The sequence below is a fragment of the Streptomyces sp. NPDC006463 genome (assembly GCF_042870715.1).
Classification (GTDB): Bacteria; Actinomycetota; Actinomycetes; order Streptomycetales; family Streptomycetaceae; genus Streptomyces.
The window spans coordinates 43,565-59,416 of the sequence record NZ_JBIAHP010000016.1 but is presented as its reverse complement, the minus strand read 5'-3'; the positions used below and the strand labels follow the sequence as shown (position 1 = coordinate 59,416).

General features: G+C 70.5%; 16 protein-coding genes. 10 read left to right on the top strand and 6 right to left on the bottom strand.

From position 1 onward, the window contains the following. Positions 1 to 94 precede the first annotated feature (94 nt). From ACFYOB_RS26990 to ACFYOB_RS26980, 3 genes are all read left to right on the top strand, one after another. A complete protein-coding gene (locus ACFYOB_RS26990; RefSeq protein ID WP_388563649.1) occupies positions 95 to 385 on the top strand; it encodes a DUF6400 family protein in 291 nt (96 codons plus the stop codon). Further along, positions 372 to 629: a hypothetical protein gene (locus ACFYOB_RS26985; protein WP_388563647.1), complete on the top strand. Its 258-nt coding sequence runs from the start codon at positions 372 to 374 to the stop codon at positions 627 to 629. The genes ACFYOB_RS26990 and ACFYOB_RS26985 overlap by 14 nt, the downstream gene beginning before the upstream one ends. Before the next feature lie 151 nt (positions 630 to 780). Continuing rightward, positions 781 to 984, top strand: a complete 204-nt coding sequence (locus ACFYOB_RS26980) for a hypothetical protein (protein WP_388563645.1) — start codon at positions 781 to 783, stop codon at positions 982 to 984. Positions 985 to 1,017: 33 nt separating this feature from the next. Here ACFYOB_RS26980 and ACFYOB_RS26975 read toward each other — a convergent pair whose 3' ends face one another. Continuing rightward, entirely contained in the window at positions 1,018 to 2,049 is a 1,032-nt protein-coding gene (locus tag ACFYOB_RS26975) for a saccharopine dehydrogenase NADP-binding domain-containing protein (protein WP_388563643.1), read from the bottom strand. A gap of 97 nt (positions 2,050 to 2,146) precedes the next feature. Between ACFYOB_RS26975 and ACFYOB_RS26970 the strand changes: the two genes are divergently transcribed. From ACFYOB_RS26970 to ACFYOB_RS26960, 3 genes are all read left to right on the top strand, one after another. After that, positions 2,147 to 3,094: a helix-turn-helix domain-containing protein gene (locus ACFYOB_RS26970; RefSeq protein WP_388563641.1), complete on the top strand. Its 948-nt coding sequence runs from the start codon at positions 2,147 to 2,149 to the stop codon at positions 3,092 to 3,094. Between the two features lie 216 nt (positions 3,095 to 3,310). Next, entirely contained in the window at positions 3,311 to 3,667 is a 357-nt protein-coding gene (locus tag ACFYOB_RS26965) for a VOC family protein (RefSeq protein ID WP_388563639.1), read from the top strand. Positions 3,668 to 3,820: 153 nt separating this feature from the next. Further along, positions 3,821 to 6,232 (top strand): ATP-binding cassette domain-containing protein, encoded by a 2,412-nt coding sequence (locus tag ACFYOB_RS26960; protein WP_388563637.1) that lies wholly within the window; start codon positions 3,821 to 3,823, stop codon positions 6,230 to 6,232. 34 nt (positions 6,233 to 6,266) lie between these two features. On the opposite strand, the gene ACFYOB_RS26955 is transcribed toward ACFYOB_RS26960, so the two are convergent. Continuing rightward, positions 6,267 to 6,809: a hypothetical protein gene (locus ACFYOB_RS26955; RefSeq protein WP_388563635.1), complete on the bottom strand. Its 543-nt coding sequence runs from the start codon at positions 6,807 to 6,809 to the stop codon at positions 6,267 to 6,269. A 334-nt stretch (positions 6,810 to 7,143) separates the two neighbouring features. On the opposite strand from ACFYOB_RS26955, the gene ACFYOB_RS26950 reads away from it, so the two are divergent. Next, positions 7,144 to 8,511, top strand: coding sequence for a cytochrome P450 (locus ACFYOB_RS26950; protein ID WP_388563633.1), 1,368 nt, complete (start codon positions 7,144 to 7,146; stop codon positions 8,509 to 8,511). 76 nt (positions 8,512 to 8,587) lie between these two features. Then, positions 8,588 to 9,682: an amidohydrolase family protein gene (locus ACFYOB_RS26945; protein WP_388563631.1), complete on the top strand. Its 1,095-nt coding sequence runs from the start codon at positions 8,588 to 8,590 to the stop codon at positions 9,680 to 9,682. Positions 9,683 to 9,739: 57 nt separating this feature from the next. Here the strand turns inward: ACFYOB_RS26945 and ACFYOB_RS26940 are convergent, their stop codons facing one another. Further along, the gene (locus ACFYOB_RS26940) at positions 9,740 to 10,147 is read right to left on the bottom strand and encodes a DUF5133 domain-containing protein (RefSeq protein WP_388563629.1); all 408 of its coding nucleotides are present in this window, start codon (positions 10,145 to 10,147) and stop codon (positions 9,740 to 9,742) included. 491 nt (positions 10,148 to 10,638) lie between these two features. On the opposite strand from ACFYOB_RS26940, the gene ACFYOB_RS26935 reads away from it, so the two are divergent. Continuing rightward, positions 10,639 to 11,868, top strand: a complete 1,230-nt coding sequence (locus ACFYOB_RS26935) for an aromatic acid exporter family protein (protein ID WP_388563627.1) — start codon at positions 10,639 to 10,641, stop codon at positions 11,866 to 11,868. 19 nt (positions 11,869 to 11,887) lie between these two features. On the opposite strand, the gene ACFYOB_RS26930 is transcribed toward ACFYOB_RS26935, so the two are convergent. Continuing rightward, a complete protein-coding gene (locus tag ACFYOB_RS26930; protein ID WP_388563625.1) occupies positions 11,888 to 12,379 on the bottom strand; it encodes a DUF1269 domain-containing protein in 492 nt (163 codons plus the stop codon). A 193-nt stretch (positions 12,380 to 12,572) separates the two neighbouring features. On the opposite strand from ACFYOB_RS26930, the gene ACFYOB_RS26925 reads away from it, so the two are divergent. Beyond that, positions 12,573 to 13,019, top strand: a complete 447-nt coding sequence (locus ACFYOB_RS26925) for a hypothetical protein (RefSeq protein WP_388563623.1) — start codon at positions 12,573 to 12,575, stop codon at positions 13,017 to 13,019. A 48-nt stretch (positions 13,020 to 13,067) separates the two neighbouring features. Here the strand turns inward: ACFYOB_RS26925 and ACFYOB_RS26920 are convergent, their stop codons facing one another. Both ACFYOB_RS26920 and ACFYOB_RS26915 read right to left on the bottom strand, forming a co-directional pair. Next, a complete protein-coding gene (locus ACFYOB_RS26920; RefSeq protein ID WP_388563621.1) occupies positions 13,068 to 14,270 on the bottom strand; it encodes a D-alanyl-D-alanine carboxypeptidase family protein in 1,203 nt (400 codons plus the stop codon). Between the two features lie 79 nt (positions 14,271 to 14,349). Then, positions 14,350 to 15,777 (bottom strand): lipase maturation factor family protein, encoded by a 1,428-nt coding sequence (locus ACFYOB_RS26915; RefSeq protein WP_388563619.1) that lies wholly within the window; start codon positions 15,775 to 15,777, stop codon positions 14,350 to 14,352. Between the last annotated feature and the right edge of the window lie 75 nt (positions 15,778 to 15,852).

The following is a 15,852-nucleotide window of genomic DNA, read 5'->3' as shown; positions in this document are numbered from 1 at the left end:
GCCGCCCTGTCGGCGGGCTCCGCCCGGGGCGGCCGATGTGAATCCGCCCACCCTCCCTTGACCCGGAAAGGAAGGCCTACCTAAGTTCTGCCTCATGGCCCAGCCCACTCCGCCCTCTGATCCCAGCAACCCCGCCGACCCGCGCCCGCCCGCCCCGGGGCTGATCGACTTCGCCGTCGACCTCACCTCCCAGGAGGTGCTCCGACGGGCTCAGGTGATGGCCGCTCTGGGCCCCGACTGGGACCCGATCGAGGTGCTGCAGGGCGAGGAGGCGGCGTACGACCTGCTGTACTCCGGTCTCGACGAGCAGCAGCAGCGCCTGTACGACGACCTGGTCGCGGCCCATGTGCTCCCCCGGCGCGGGAGCGGCCATGCTGCCCCTTGACCCGCAGGCCGACCCCGGACGCCGCGCCTGGGTTCCCTGCCCCAACTGTCTCGACACCCGCGAGTGCGCGCCGTGCGGGGAAGGCCGGAGCTGCTCACGGCACTGGCGCTACATGCTGTCCAACACCGGGAGCCTGCTCCACCTGCAGTGCCCGGGCTGCACCCACGTCTGGGTGCACGAGACCGGTTTCGGAGCCACCCGCTCCGTGTGGAACCGCATCACCAGCGGCCTGCCGCGACTCTGAGGGCCCCGCTCCCGCCGGCGGGAAACCCCGGGGCAGGGGGAAACCACCTCAGGTCGCGCATGAGAGTGGTCCGTCCGCAAGGCGCCTTGTTCTGCACCCTGCGCCGTGGCACCGTCGCATGACCTTGATCTGCGACAGAGGAGACGGCCCCATGTCCGAGGACCTGGCTACCGGCATCATCCGGCAACTGGAAGACACCGTCGCCTCGACCACCCTGCCGGAACACACCGTCGAGTTGCTCCGTGTGTCCCTCAGCCAGGCCCAGGCGGCGAAGGCGGCGGGCCACGATCAAGAAGCCATCACCATCGCCAACCAGGCCCTTCAGACCGCGAAGAACGCCGCCGAGGACCGATAGCCCCTGGTGACGGCCCCATCCTCGTACGGCCGGTCAGTGCGGAAGCTCGACCGACACGTGCGGGGCCAGCGCCCGGAGGAAGTCCGCCGCGTCGAACATCGCGCCGGCCGAGGCCACCCCCGTCGTCCGCGTCCGTCCGGCCAGGACGCGCTGGACGGCCTCCACCGCCAGCGGTGCGGTGACCGCGTAGATGTCCTGGCCCCGGGCCGTGGCGCGACGCTCGACGTCACCCGCGCGGACCAGGACGTCGACGACGAACGTCTGGTCCGACCGCCCCAGGCCGTCGACCGGCTCCGGCGACGGCGTGCCCTCGTCGGCGAGGTCCCTCGCGGCTTCGACGCTCATGTGGGTGTGTACGGCGGGTACGGCCAGGTGGCTGGGAACGGTGACGACATCGGCCATGGTGAAATCGGCGATCACCGCTCGTCGGCCGAGAGGCTCCGGAAAGTCCCACTCCAGCTCTGACGCCTTGTCGTCGTGGTACTGCAGCGCGCCGTCCGCGAACCGCACCCGACGGCCCGCGCGACGCTCGTGGGACACCTGACCGGCCGCCCGCGTACCCGCCGTGGGATGCCAGCTGGTCAACCCGTACGCGACGTGCACCGCGTCCGCGGTGGTCCACTCCCCCATCGCCGCCGTCACCAGCAAATCGCCCAATCCACCGTAGAAGGCCATCGCCGGCACCACGGGGACGTCTGCCTTTCGGGCTGCTTCCGCATGGTCGGCGAACATCGAAACGTTCGCTTCGATCTCCGCCGCGACATCGATGTACGGGATCCCCGCACGCAGGGCCGCCTCGACGACCGGTCCTCCCGTCACCGCGAACGGACCTGCGCAGTTGATGACAGACGCAGCGCCGGCGAGGGCCCGGTCCAGTGAGCTCGCGTCGTCCACGGTGGCCGACCGCACCACCACACCCGGCCACTCGGCGGCCAGCGCCTCCAACCGGGCAGCGTCGCGGCCGGAGATGACAGTGGCGATGCCGCGCCTGCGCAGTTCGGCGACGACGAAGCGACCGGTGTGCCCTGTCGCCCCGTAGACCACAACTGCAGCCGATGTACTCATGGTTCCCCCGCTCTCGATGTGCTGATGAACCCAGTCTCGTGGCAGCCCGGACCCGACCGTGATGGTCCGGAACGACATCACACGTACACTTTCGGACATGCCCACTGTCGCGCTGCTGACCGCCGGTGACCTGCTGCACTTCGAGCTGGCCGTGGCCTACGAGATCTTCGGCAATCCCCCGCGCGAGGCCACGCAGGGCTGGTACGACGTACTGCTATGCGGCACCGGGCCGGCGCGGGTCGGCCCCTTCGTGGTCGAGCCCGACCACGGGCTGGAGGCCTTGGCCGGAGCCGACACCGTGATCGTGCCCGCGTGTGCCGACATCGACGATCCGCCGCCGGCCGAGGTCATCGAAGCGGTGCGCGCGGCCCACGCCGCGGGTGCCCGGATCGCTTCCCTGTGCACCGGGGCGTTCGTGCTCGGGGCGGCGGGCCTGCTGGACGGCCGACGGGCCACCACCCACTGGGCGCACGCGGCGGAGCTGAGCGCACGCCACCCGCGGGCCGTGGTGGACCCGGACGTGCTGTACACGGACAACGGCAGCGTGCTCACCGCTGCCGGCAAGGCCGCCGCGGTGGACCTCTGCCTGCACCTGATCCACCTCGACCACGGCGCCGCCGTCGCCAACTCCGTCGCCCGTCGCCTCGTCATGCCGCCCCACCGGCCCGGCGGTCAGGCCCAGTTCGTGGCCACGCCGGTGCACGTCTCGGGCGACCACACGCTCGCCCAGCTACTGGCCTGGGTCCAGCAGCGGCTGGACCAGCCGCTGACGGTGACCGACATGGCGCGCAAGGCGAACACCAGCCCGCGCAATCTCGGACGGCAGTTCCACTCGGTGATCGGGCAGACTCCCATCCAGTGGCTCATCACCCAGCGCGTACGCCGCGCCCAGGAGTTGCTGGAGGCCACCGACGAGACCATCGAGGCGGTCGCCCTGGCCACCGGCATGGGGACCGCCACGACACTGCGGCGCCAGTTCAAACGGGTCGTCGGCGTCCCGCCCGACAGCTACCGACGCGCATTCCACAAGGAGAAGCCGGCCTGACCGGTACGGGCCGACATCTGCCCGGTGCACGTCCTCCAGAAGGCGAACGCGACCGACCGATCAGGAATCGAGAAGCCCCGGCCGCCGAGCCGCGGCTAGCGTGGGCGTCCTGGAGGTCACCGGGCCGGACGATCGAGCCGGACGGCCTCCGGACCCCCCGTCCGTCCGTCTTGCGGACGGGCGGTCCCGACCGGACCCACGACTTCAGGAGTGACGATGACCAGCTCTTCGACCCAGGGGATCAAGACCGTTCTGCATCCCGTTTCCGACCTGGCCAAGGCCAAGGACGTGTACGCCGCCCTGCTCGGCGTACCGCCGCAGACCGACGAGTCTTACTACGTCGGCTTCGAGGCCGGGGGCCAGCACATCGGTCTGGTGCCGAACGGTGGACCGCAGGGCATGACCTCGCCGGTGGCCTACTGGCACGTGGAGGACATCGAGGCGAAGCTCGCCGAGGTGACCGCCGCGGGCGCCACCGTGAAGGAGCCCGCGCACGACGTCGGTGGCGGCCGTCTCGTGGCCACCGTCACCGACCCCGACGGCAACGTCCTCGGGCTGCTCCAGGACCGATGAGTGCCGCCCGGCTCGCCCGCACGGCCGGGGCCGGGAGGCTCCAGGGGCCGAAGCGGGTGAGAACGGGATGTACCGACTGAAGCTGGTTGAATCGAGCCAGGCGACGCCGACGGAGGCCGCGCAGCGCGGCCCCGCGTAACAGATGGAGACACGATGAGCATGGCCAGGAGGACGGACACGCAGTCGTCTGCGCCGCACGTCGCCGACAGCCACGACCTGATCCGCGTGCACGGCGCGCGCGTGAACAACCTCAAGGACGTCAGCATCGAGATCCCGAAGCGGCGGCTGACGGTGTTCACCGGTGTCTCCGGCTCGGGCAAGAGCTCACTGGTCTTCGGCACGATCGCCGCGGAGTCGCAGCGGCTGATCAACGAGACCTACAGCGCCTTCGTGCAGGGCTTCATGCCGACGCTGGCGCGTCCGGAGGTCGACGTACTCGACGGGCTGACCACGGCGATCATCGTCGACCAGCAGCGGCTGGGCGGCGACCCGCGCTCCACGGTCGGCACCGCCACCGACGCCAACGCGATGCTGCGCATCCTCTTCAGCCGGCTCGGGGTTCCGCACATCGGCTCGCCCAACGCGTTCTCCTTCAACGTGGCCTCGATCCGGGCGAGCGGTGCGGTCACGGTCGAGCGCGGCACCGAAAAGACCAGGACCGTGAAGCGGACCTTCACGCGCACCGGCGGCATGTGTACGCGCTGCGAAGGCCGTGGCTCGGTCTCCGACATCGACCTCACCCAGCTCTACGACGACTCCAAGTCGATCGCCGAGGGAGCGTTCACCATCCCCGGCTGGAAGTCGGACAGCTTCTGGACCGTACGGGTCTACGCCGAGTCGGGCCTGCTCGACCCGGACAAGCCGATCCGCGAGTTCACCAAGAAGGAGATGCACGACTTCCTCTACCGGGAGCCGACCAAGGTCAAGGTCGAGGGCGTCAACCTCACCTACGAGGGACTGATCCCCAAGATCCAGAAGTCGTTCCTGTCCAAGGACAAGGAGGCGATGCAGCCGCACATCCGGGCGTTCGTGGAGCGGGCGGTCACCTTCACCACCTGCCCCGAGTGCGACGGCACCCGGCTCAGCGAGGGGGCCCGCTCGTCGCGGATCGGCAAGATCAACATTGCCGACGCCTGCGCCATGCAGATCAGCGACCTGGCCGAATGGGTCCGCGGCCTCGACGAGCCGTCGGTGGCGCCGCTGCTCGCGGCACTGCAGGGGACCCTCGACTCGTTCTCGGAGATCGGTCTCGGCTACCTCTCGCTCGACCGTCCCTCGGGCACGCTGTCGGGCGGCGAGGCGCAGCGCGTGAAGATGATCCGCCACCTCGGCTCCTCGCTCACCGACACGACCTACGTCTTCGACGAGCCCACCATCGGCCTGCACCCCCATGACATCCAGCGGATGAACGACCTGCTGCTGCGGCTGCGGGACAAGGGCAACACGGTGCTCGTCGTCGAGCACAAGCCGGAGACGATCGCGATCGCCGACCACGTCGTGGACCTGGGCCCCGGCGCCGGTGCGGCGGGCGGCACCGTCTGCTTCGAGGGCACCGTCGAGGGACTGCGGGCCGGCGGGACCGTCACCGGCCGCCATTTCGACGACCGGGCCGCCGTCAAGGAGACGGTACGCAAGCCCACCGGCACGCTGGAGATCCGCGGCGCGACGACGCACAACCTGCGCGACGTCGACGTCGACGTCCCGCTCGGGGTGCTCGTCGTCGTCACCGGGGTCGCCGGCTCCGGCAAGAGCTCGCTCGTGCACGGCTCGCTGCCCGGACAGTCGGGGGCCGCCGGCGAACAGGTGGTGTCGATCGACCAGGGCGCCATCCGCGGCTCGCGCCGGAGCAACCCGGCTACGTACACCGGACTGCTCGACCCGATCCGCAAGGCGTTCGCGAAGGCCAACGGGGTGAAGCCGGCACTGTTCAGCGCCAACTCCGAGGGCGCCTGCCCCAACTGCAACGGCGCCGGAGTCATCTACACCGACCTGGCGATGATGGCCGGGGTCGCGACCCCCTGCGACGAGTGCGAGGGGAAGCGGTTCCAGGCAGCGGTACTGGACTACCACCTCGGCGGCCGCGACATCAGCGAGGTGCTCGCGATGTCGGTGACCGAGGCCGAGGAATTCTTCGGCGACGGCGAGGCGCGCACGCCGGCCGCGCACCGCATCCTCGGCCGGCTCTCCGACGTCGGGCTGGGTTACCTCAACATCGGCCAGCCGCTCACCACGCTGTCCGGCGGCGAGCGGCAGCGGCTCAAGCTGGCCACACAGATGGCCGAGAAGGGCGGCGTCTACGTCCTCGACGAGCCGACCGCCGGCCTGCACCTCGCCGACGTCGAGCAACTGCTGGGCCTGCTCGACCGGCTCGTCGACTCGGGCAAGTCGGTCATCGTCGTCGAGCACCACCAGGCCGTCATGGCACACGCCGACTGGATCATCGACCTCGGCCCCGGCGCCGGCCACGACGGCGGCCGGATCGTCTTCGAGGGCACTCCCGCCGACCTCGTCGCCGCCCGCACCACCCTCACCGGCGAGCACCTCGCGGCCTACGTCGGCGCCTGACCGGGGCCGGCGGCGGGGCGGAGCGCCGGACGGACTACTTGGGGCGGGTGGTGCCGGGAAGGCACCTCACCGTCGGGTTGTACGTCTCGAACTCGCCGAGGGGGTTCTTCTTCCAGAGCCACCGGTGAAGGGCGTAGTGGACGGGCTGGCCCGGAAAGTTGCCGCGGTGCGGGCCGGTGAAGGGAGTGCCGAACAAGGTGGGCCGGTCGTCGTCCGTCGCCGTGTTCTGGTCACGGTCGTAGACCAGCCACTGGACCCCGACGAGGCGCTTGCCCCCACGCCCGTCGTCCTCGTAGAACAGGGCGGCGGGCTTCGCCGGGTCGAGGGAGTTGTCGTACGAGTGGTTGAAGTGCGGGTAGCCGAGTGCCCCCGGGCCCGCCCGGTTGACCACGCAGTACTTGTCCGGCACGTAGCCCGCCTTCACCGCGAGGGCGTGCTGCTGGAACCTCGCGGTCGCCCCGTACATGACAGTGGAGGCGCCGGCTTCGCCGGGATCGGCTCCGGCCGCGGGAGCGGCGACGAGCGCCACGGTCAGCGAGGCGGCGATCGTGAGGACCGGGGCGAGACGTCGGACCATGCGCGGACTCCTTGCGGTGAGCTCCCTGGAGGGGCTGGCTCCTCGGGGCGGGCTGACTTCACGAGCAGCCTGTCCCGCGATCCGTCGGCCCGCCACACGGCCCGACGGGTCGGCTGACAGCCGGTCGGGTGACGACGGGCGGGGCCCCGCGGACCGTGTCGGTACGCTCGTCCGCCGGGCCTGCCGAGCCCCTTCCCGGTCCGGCCCGGGCAGCCGCAGGCGGTGACGAGCGGCGGAAACGGCTCACTCCATCGAGCCACCGGTGGTTTCACGCCGCGCTCCCGCAGGGAACCCGTGTGTCCGCAGAACTCGAGTGCCACGGAGGGTGCGGAACATGACGCAGGAGAATGCGGCACCGACCAGCGGCGGAGCGCTGCCTGACCTCGTGTCGGCCGTGTCCAGGGGCGCGCCGGAATACCGGGCGTGCCCCCATCCCGTGTACGCCGCCCTGCGCGAGCAGGCCCCGGTGTGCCTGCTGACGCCTCCGCACGGGGTCGACACCTATCTCATCACCCGCTACGAAGACGCCCGGGACGCCCTGTCGGACCCGCGCTTCAGCAAGGACATGCGCGGGGCCATCGACACGTACCACGCCGTGTACGGCAGCTTCTTCGACGCCCTCGACGACAACGTCCTGAACTCGGACCCGCCCCGGCACACGCGGCTGCGCCGGGTTCTGCGGAGCGGCTTCACCCCCCGGCGGGTGGAGGAGATGAGGCCGAAGGTCACCGCGATCGCGGAGAAGCTGCTCGGCGCGTGCAGCAAGAGCGACGCCGTCGACCTGATGGCGTCGTTCGCGTTCCCGCTTCCCATCGCGGTCCTGTGCGACCTGATGGGCATCCCCGAAGGGGACCGTCCCGAGATCCTGGCCCACTTCGCGGTGGTGTCGCGCGCGAGGTTCGATCCCCGGATGGGGGCGGAGCTGCAGGCAGCCGAGGAGTGGCTGCGCGACCGGCTGGCCCAGCTCATCGCGTACACGCGCGCCCATCCGTCGGACTCGTTCCTCAGCGACCTCATCCGGGCGGAGGAAGGGCTGGAAGACTCCGAACTGATCTCGTCGTTGTGGGTCCTCTTCTTCGCCGGACACAAGACGACCGCGTTCCAGATCGGCAACTCCGTGCTGAACCTGCTGCTCCATCCGGATCAGCTGGAGAAGCTCCGGAGGGACCCGCTGCTGATCCCGCGGGCGGTGGAGGAGATCGTACGGTTCGAGGGTTCGGTGGAGACCTCGACGTTCCGGTACGCGACGCAGGACGCGGAGATCCGGGGAACTGTGATCCCCAAGGGTTCCCTCGTCCAGATCGCCATCACCTCGGCGAACCGCGACCCCGAGAAGTTCGACTCCCCCGACGTACTGGACGTGACGCGCGAGGGGATCCAGGGCACGCACCTGGGCTTCGGTCACGGCACTCACTACTGCCTGGGCGCTCCGCTCGCACGGCTCGAACTCGAGATCGCGCTCTCCTGCCTGCTGCGGGAATTCCCGGAGATGGAACTCGCGAACACGGAGGAGGAGAACGGGGCGGCATGGCTCACCGGGCCGATGGCGGCATTCCGGGGGCTCCAGGAGCTCCGGCTCGTCCTGGAGCCGTCCCGGCCACCTGCCGTTCGCCCCGCCACGGCGCCCGTGGCCACGGTGACGTCCTCCACCTCGGCGGTGTCGTCCGTGAGCCCGGCGACCTCCACGACCTCCGGAAACTGACGGACCGGCAGACAGAGCGACTGACCGACTGACCGACTGACCAACTGGCGCAGACCCGACGGACGGTGGATTTGGCATGACGGATTCCGCGAGCACCTCCAAGGTGAGTCTCCTCGGAACACCGGCGGACGATCCGCTGGTCTCCGCCGCGGGCGCCGATTCGAGCGCCGGCCTCGCGCGGGACCCTTCCGCTCCGGACCTGGGCGAACCACACGGGGCGCCATCGAAGATCGACATGCATCATCACTTCTGCGCACCGGAATGGCGCGAGTGGGCAGCCCGTCACGGGCTGATCAAACCGGAAAAGCTGCCTCCGTGGTCACGGCTCGACATCGACGCCGCGGTCGACTTCATGAACCGGGCGGGCATCGCGACAGCCGTCCTCAAGCCCATGCTGCCGGCGCGCTACCGCTCATCGGCGCAGCTGCGTGAAGCCATCAACATCACGATGCAGTCGGCGTTGGAGGTGGCGGCATCACATCCGGGACGGTTCTCCTTCTACGTGCCGCTGTTCCTCGATGACCTCGACGCGTCGTCCTGGGCCGTACGTCGCGGGCTCGGACAGCTCGGCGCCGTCGGTGTGAACGTGACGGCCAACTACGGAGGCGTCTACCTCGGCGATCCCACGTACGACCGCGTGTTCCACGAGTTGAACGACGCGTCCGCCGTGGTCGACACCCATCCGCACAATCTCCCGGACGGCGCGCCCGGGGCGGTGACGGTTCCGGGCATCCCGAACTTCATGTGCGACTTCCTGCTGGACACGACGCGGGCCGCAGTCAACATGATCACCCACCGGACCCTCGACCGGTTCCCGAACATTGCCGTCATCCTGCCGCACGCCGGCGGCTTCCTGCCGTACATCGCGGGGCGTCTGGAGGCTCTCGGACGGTTCTGCGACCCGCCGCTCGAACCCGCCGCGGTCCGTGACCACCTGCGCCGCTTCTACTACGACACGGCGGGTCCCATGGCCGGCGCGGCAGCGCTCCTCGACCACGTGCCCGCCGACCACATCCTCTTCGGCACGGACTGGCCCGCCGCCCCCGCGGACACCGTCACGAAGCTGGCGATCCGCGCCCTGGAGGCGGACCCCGCCCTGACCCCCGGGCAGCTGAAGGGGATCTACCACGACAACGCGCTGCGCCTGATTCCGCAGTTGGCGAGCGTCTGACCGCCGCGCGCCCCGCGAGTGGCGGGAGCGCGCGGCATCCTCGGACCGAGGGACGGCTCAGGAACCCGGATGCGCGGCCACGTACTCGCCCGCCGACCGCAGGGCCTGGTACGCGGTGCGGCGGCCCATCAGGACGCACAGCGTGTAGGCCGCGTCGTCCAGCCCCTGCCGGGCCTCCGCGTCGGCCGGATCTGCCCGCAGCCGGGCCTGGGAGGCACGGAAACGATCCAGCACCTCGGTCACCCGGCCGAGTTCGGGCAACAGCGCGCACGACGGTTCGGCGGCCGGGGCCCGCGCCGCTTCGACCGCCAGCCGCAGCGCACGCTCGATCCGCCTCGGCGGTTGCCCGCCTCGCGAACGCTCCACCAACGCCGCGACCACCTGTCGCGTCGTGACGGCGGCCTGCCTCGCGGCCGCGTCGAGGATCTCCCCCGCCGCCGAAGCGGTGCAGGGGGTCGACGCCATGAGGATCCCCAGCGCCCACGCCCTCGTCGGCTGCTCGGGGGCAGGCCTCAGGGGACTTCGGCCAGCAGCCGCGCATACTCCCACCGCGTCAGGTGGCCACTGCTCGGAAGCAGCAGGAAGCGTCACGTGCCATCTCCTCGTCCTGGACCGGGTCCGTGCTGGCAAGCAGTATGGGAGCTGCGCGCGCACAGGAGGACGCGGCACACCCACGCAGGGTGTCGAGTCCCCCGGAAAGTGATCCCCGGGCGCCGAACCCGCGCGATCGGCGCCGCCGGCCAGGCGTTCCCCGGCGGCTCCTTCCGGGTGAACGGGCAGCGCGGCGTACTGCGGCCGATGCCCGCGCCGGACGCCCTGGGCGAGGATGCGGCCGAGCCGGGGCTCGCGCAGCCTTTCGCCACCGTGCGCCCCTGGGTCGTACGCCTCGCCGCCGGCCGGGACTCGGTCTGCCGGTGGCGGCGCGTGTGCCGGGGCCGACAGGGAAGGCGCAGGGGATGACGCAGACAATGGCCCCACTACGGCAATTCGTACAGCGGCGACAGGAACCCGCCGTCACCCAGGCGCTCCGCTCCACGGCCGCCGCCGTCGTCTCGTACGTCGTCGCACTCCAGCTCAGCAGCGAGCCTGCGCCGCTCACCGCGCCCCTCACCGCGCTGCTCGTGGTGCAGGTGACCCTCTACACCACGCTCACCACCGGGGTCCGCCGCGTCAACTCCGTCGTCGCCGGGGTCGTCCTCGCGATCGGCTTCAGTGCCCTGGTGGGGTTGACCTGGTGGAGTCTGGGCCTGATCATCCTTGCCTCGCTCGTCATCGGCCGCGTGGTCAAGGCCGGCGAGTTCGTCCCGGAAGTCGCGATCAGCGCCATGCTGGTCCTGGGCGTGACCCGAGTGGCGGACACCGCTTGGGACCGGGTTCTGGAGACGCTGATCGGCGCCGCCGTCGGCCTTCTCTTCAACGTCCTGTTCGTTCCTCCCGTGTGGGTGCAGCCCGCCAGTGACGCCATCACCGACCTCGCCGCGCGCATGCGTACCCTGCTCCAGCACATCGGCGGTGAACTGGGCGGCAGCACGACGGTGGCGGAGGCGGCCGCCCGGCTGCACGAAGCGCGCCAGCTCGACAACGACATCGCCGAGGTGGACGGCGCCCTCAGGCAGGCGGAGGACAGTCTGCGCCTGAACCCCCGCGTGCGCGAGGGCGCCCTGTTCAGCATGGTGCTGCGCACGGGGCTCGACACGCTGGAGATCTGCGCGGTCGTCCTGCGCGTGTCCTGCCGGACCCTCACCGACCTCGCCAAGGTCCGGGTGGAGCAGCCCCTGCTGCCGCCCGCCATCAGCGGCGCCCTGCAAGACCTGTACGCCCACATGGCCATGGCCGTGGAGGCCTTCGCCGAGCTGATCACGGCACAGGTCAGCGCCAACGCCGAGGAGGCCGAAGCCCGGCTGATCAAGGAGCTGGGCACGGCACGCTCCAGCCGTGAGCGCCTCGCGGAGCTCCTGCTGGAACAGGTCCGGGACCACCCCGGGGAATGGCAGCTGCACGGGGCGCTGCTCGCCGAAGCGGACCGGGTGCTGGACGAGCTCGGGGTCGAGAAGCGTTCCGAACGGCTCCTGGAGGAGCTCGACCGGCACGCCCGCGAGCAGCGGGAGCGCTTCCCGCGCCTGCACGGGCTGGCCCAGCGGCTGCGCCGGGAGCCGACCCGGTACGAGGACGGCTCGGGTGGATAGTCGTCACCCGCTCGCGCGCTTACGGCTGGGAGCCGGCGAGCTGCTCGGCCAGTTCCCGCTCCTGCGCGGCGTCGAGCGAGGTCTTCAGGACCGTGCCGCCGTGCCGTTGCACGGCTTCGGTGAAGCTGTCCTCCGCAGCCACCAGGCCCATGACCGCCACGGCTGCCGTCCCAGGCCTGAGCAGGTCCTGGACCTGACCGCGAAACCGTTCGTCGATGCCGGATTTGACGAGCTTGCCGAGGATCCCGCCCACCGCGGCGCCGGCCACCAGCCCGACGCCGGGCAGCAGGAACAGCACGCCGAAGACCATGCCCCACACGGCCCCCGCCGCGGCTGACGGGCCGATGAGACGGCTCGGCGTGTCCACGTGCGTCTCGCCCTGTGCGTCCACGGACACCACTGCCAGCCCGCTCACGCTGATGACGTGGTCCCGGTGGAGTTCCTGGACGGCGGCGTAGGCCTGCCGGGCGGTCTCGGGATCGTCGTACCCGATCACCACCAGCTCCGACATGAGCACCTCCCGGTTGGGGACGGGACCCGACGCACGCCGGTCCTTCCTACGGTATTCAGCATCCCACCACCGCGGGGGCGGGGCAGGCGTGGAAGGCCGGAATGCCGATGGAAGGACGCCGTGACACGCTGAAACCGGGGGATCCCGCCGGTCCTGGCCTGCCAGGCCGGCTCCGTAACCCATGGAGACCGAAATGGCCAGTGACGCCAGCAGATCCCGAGCCAGCGCCGCACAACCGAGTCCCTGGCACGCGCCCACATCCGGAACCACCCTCGTGGCCGCATGCTTCATGATCTTCGGCGGGGCAATGGCGATCTTCGAGGGGATCTCGGCCATCGCCAAGGACGACGTGTTCCTCGCGACGCGCCACTACGTGTTCGAGTTCAGCCTGACCGGCTGGGGCTGGGTACACCTCATTCTGGGCATCGTCATCGTCCTCGCCGGCTGCGCCGTACTCAGCGGAGCCCTGTGGGCGCGCTACTTCGGCGTCTTCGTCGCCGGACTGGGCGCGATCGCCAACTTCCTGTGGATCCCGTACTACCCCTTGTGGGCCTTGGTACTGGTCGCCGTCAACCTCTTCGTCTGCTGGGCACTGTGCCATGGCATGCACCTGGAAGCGGACACCGGCCGGACTTCCTGACCCGGCCGACGCTCCGGCCGGTACGGCATTGTCAACGGCCGTACCCGTTCAGGGCGTACGTGCCTGACCTGCGCCCCGCCGGCTGCTCCGGCGGCCTCGCAGGACAGCCGCCCCGGCGAGGCCTGCCGCGACGAGGAACACGGCCGACACGACGTAGGTCCTGTGGGTACTCGTCCGGGGGCGCTCCGGGGCGGTGGCACGAACGGGGACGCTGCGCGGCTTCCCGGGGGACGCCGGAGGGGCCAGCGATCCGACCGGATCGACATGTCCAGCTGCGGCGAATCCCCAGTCCAGCAGGGACCAGGCTTCCTCGTACACCGCGTTCGCGCCGCCCCGCTGAGGGTTCATCACCGTCACCAGCAGGGTGCGGCCGCCACGTCGGGCGGCCGCGATCAGCGTGTAGCCCGCCTGGGAGGTGTAGCCGTTCTTGACACCGACGATCCCGGGGTACCGGCCCACACCGTCTTCGCCGGTCACCAACCGGTTGGTGTTCTCGATACCGAACGTCCAGGTGGGACTGCCGTCGCTGTGGGTGCCGCCGGGGAAGCGGGCGTCGGCGGTCGCGGCGTAGGCGGCGAAGGCCGGGTCAGCGAGGCCCGTACGGCCGAAGACGGCAAGATCGTAGGCCGAGGAAACCTGACCTTCCGCGTCGTAGCCGTCCGGGGAGACGACGGTGGTGTCCCGTGCGCCCAATGCGCGCGCCTTGGCCTGCATCTGCGCCGCCGTGACATCCCAGCCGCCGTTCATCTCGGCCAGTACGTGCACGGCGTCGTTACCCGAGCTGAGGAAGACACCCCTCCACAGGTCCGCCGCCCGGTAGGTGTGATCAGCGGAAACGCCCACCGTGCTGCTGCCGTCCGGCACCTCGTCCAGCTCGGCCTCGGTGACCGTGTGCCGGCTGGAGGCGGGAAGTCGGGGCAGCGCGGTGAGCGCGAAGAGGGTCTTGAGGGTGCTGGCCGGAGGCAGCCGACGGTGCGCATCGTGGGCCGCGAGCACCTCGCCCGTGCGGACATCCGCGACCAGCCACGACAGCGCCGACACATCGTCCGGCAGCTCGGGCGCCCCCTGTCGCGCCCGCACATGGGTCCCGGAGCCGTGCAACAGCGACGCACCGACGGACGAGGCGGGTCGCGGCGGCAGCGGATCGGCTCGCGGGAGGCCCACGGCCGTCGGTGTGAGGAGGACCGACGCACCGATGGCGAGAGCTGCCGCGCCGGAGCCGGTTCTGCGCCCAGAGGATCTGATGCTCATTCAGCCAGCGTAGAAACGTATCGGTCCGCGCGCAGTGCCGGGTGAGCCGACCGGCGGTAGGCCCGCCCCCGGCGGGGCTTCATCGCGCCTTCGTGACCGCCGGAAGGAATTCACCCGCGAGCGTGCGGTGCCACCACATCCGGCTGCTGCGGAGCTCGTGCCGGTCGGTGAACGCGTAGCGGTAGAGGCGGGCGCGGATGCAGGCGGGCGGCGAGGCGGGGAAGGGGTTGCCGCGCAGAAGCCTGAGGGTGGCCGGGTCGTTGTCCAGGAGCTTTCCGATGAACGCTCCGAACCAGGGCGCCGCGTAGGCGGGCGAGATGGCGGCGAACCACATCAGCCAGTCCAGGCGGAGGTGGTACGGGGCGACCTGCGGTGGCAGGCGGCGCACGTCACCGGGTTTGCCCTTGAAGCGGTACTCCTTCCACACCGTGTCGTCGGTGATCTCGTGCTCGTCGGTGCCTTCGATCACCACTTCGTGGCGGACCCGGCCTACGGAGCCGAAAGCTCCGTAGGTGTTGACCACGTGGAACGGATTGAAGGATGCGTTCATCACCTGGTGCCGGGACAGCATGTTGCGGACCGGCCAGTAACTGAGCACGGCCACCACGACGGCGACCGCCAGCACGATGCCCTCGTACCAGGCGGGCGGGGCGGCCTGCGCCGCAGGCCCGGGCAGCGGCAGTACTTCGGCGGCCCGCCCTCCGTCGATCGCGGTGAGGGCGAGCAGCAGGGCCAGCCAGTTGAGCCAGGCGAAGTTGCCGGACGCCACGAGCCACAGCTGCGTGACGACGATGACGCCGGCGGCCACGCTCGCGACGGGTTGTGGTGCGAACAGGGCCAGGGGGGCGCCGAGCTGGGCGAGGTGGTTCGCGGCGGTCTCCACCCGGTGCATCGGTCCGGGCAAGTGGTGGAAGAACCAGCTGAGGGGGCTGGGCATCGGTTGGGTCTCGTGGTGGTAGTACAGGCAGGTCAGGTCGCGCCAGCAGGGGTCGCCGCGCAGTTTGATCAGCCCTGCCCCGAATTCCAGACGGAACAGCAGCCACCACAGCATCCACAGCACCAGGACCGGGGGCGCCGTCCGGGCGTTGCCCAGGAAGATCGCAAGGAAGCCGGCTTCCAGGAGCAGCGATTCCCACATGAAGGCGTACCAGGTCTGACCGACATTGACGATCGACAGGTACAGCGCCCATACGAGTGCCCACAGGAGCATCGAAGCCCACAACGGCACCAGGTCGGCCGCGCCCGCCACGAGGGCCGCGGACAGCGCCGTGCCCGTCCACGCGACGATCGCGAAGAACCGGTCGGAGTAATGGAAGTGAAAAATGCTGGGCGAGTGGCGCAGGGGCACGGCCGCCACGAAACGCGGCACCGGGAGCAGCCCTCGCTCGCCGATGAGCGCCCGGAACTGGTGGGCGGAACTCAGGAAGGCGACGAAGTACAGGGCTGCGAGGCCACGCTGGAAGACCAGCCTGCCCAGCCAGTACGCGTCGTCGGTGAACCACTCCACGGCAGCCCTCCTGTGACGGCTCCTGTGACGGCCCCTGCCCTCGGATCGCACCGGTCATTCGGAAAACGAACGGCG

Bases quoted from the DNA above. Each gene is read 5' to 3' on its own strand.
- ACFYOB_RS26935 (WP_388563627.1), top strand. From the start codon at position 10,639: ATGACGCAGACAATGGCCCCACTACGGCAATTCGTACAGCGGCGACAG.
- ACFYOB_RS26990 (WP_388563649.1), top strand. From the start codon at position 95: ATGGCCCAGCCCACTCCGCCCTCTGATCCCAGCAACCCCGCCGACCCG.
- ACFYOB_RS26980 (WP_388563645.1), top strand. From the start codon at position 781: ATGTCCGAGGACCTGGCTACCGGCATCATCCGGCAACTGGAAGACACC.
- ACFYOB_RS26940 (WP_388563629.1), bottom strand. From the start codon at position 10,147: ATGGCGTCGACCCCCTGCACCGCTTCGGCGGCGGGGGAGATCCTCGAC.
- ACFYOB_RS26985 (WP_388563647.1), top strand. From the start codon at position 372: ATGCTGCCCCTTGACCCGCAGGCCGACCCCGGACGCCGCGCCTGGGTT.
- ACFYOB_RS26920 (WP_388563621.1), bottom strand. From the start codon at position 14,270: ATGAGCATCAGATCCTCTGGGCGCAGAACCGGCTCCGGCGCGGCAGCT.
- ACFYOB_RS26965 (WP_388563639.1), top strand. From the start codon at position 3,311: ATGACCAGCTCTTCGACCCAGGGGATCAAGACCGTTCTGCATCCCGTT.
- ACFYOB_RS26975 (WP_388563643.1), bottom strand. From the start codon at position 2,049: ATGAGTACATCGGCTGCAGTTGTGGTCTACGGGGCGACAGGGCACACC.
- ACFYOB_RS26945 (WP_388563631.1), top strand. From the start codon at position 8,588: ATGACGGATTCCGCGAGCACCTCCAAGGTGAGTCTCCTCGGAACACCG.
- ACFYOB_RS26960 (WP_388563637.1), top strand. From the start codon at position 3,821: ATGAGCATGGCCAGGAGGACGGACACGCAGTCGTCTGCGCCGCACGTC.
- ACFYOB_RS26970 (WP_388563641.1), top strand. From the start codon at position 2,147: ATGCCCACTGTCGCGCTGCTGACCGCCGGTGACCTGCTGCACTTCGAG.
- ACFYOB_RS26950 (WP_388563633.1), top strand. From the start codon at position 7,144: ATGACGCAGGAGAATGCGGCACCGACCAGCGGCGGAGCGCTGCCTGAC.
- ACFYOB_RS26925 (WP_388563623.1), top strand. From the start codon at position 12,573: ATGGCCAGTGACGCCAGCAGATCCCGAGCCAGCGCCGCACAACCGAGT.
- ACFYOB_RS26955 (WP_388563635.1), bottom strand. From the start codon at position 6,809: ATGGTCCGACGTCTCGCCCCGGTCCTCACGATCGCCGCCTCGCTGACC.
- ACFYOB_RS26930 (WP_388563625.1), bottom strand. From the start codon at position 12,379: ATGTCGGAGCTGGTGGTGATCGGGTACGACGATCCCGAGACCGCCCGG.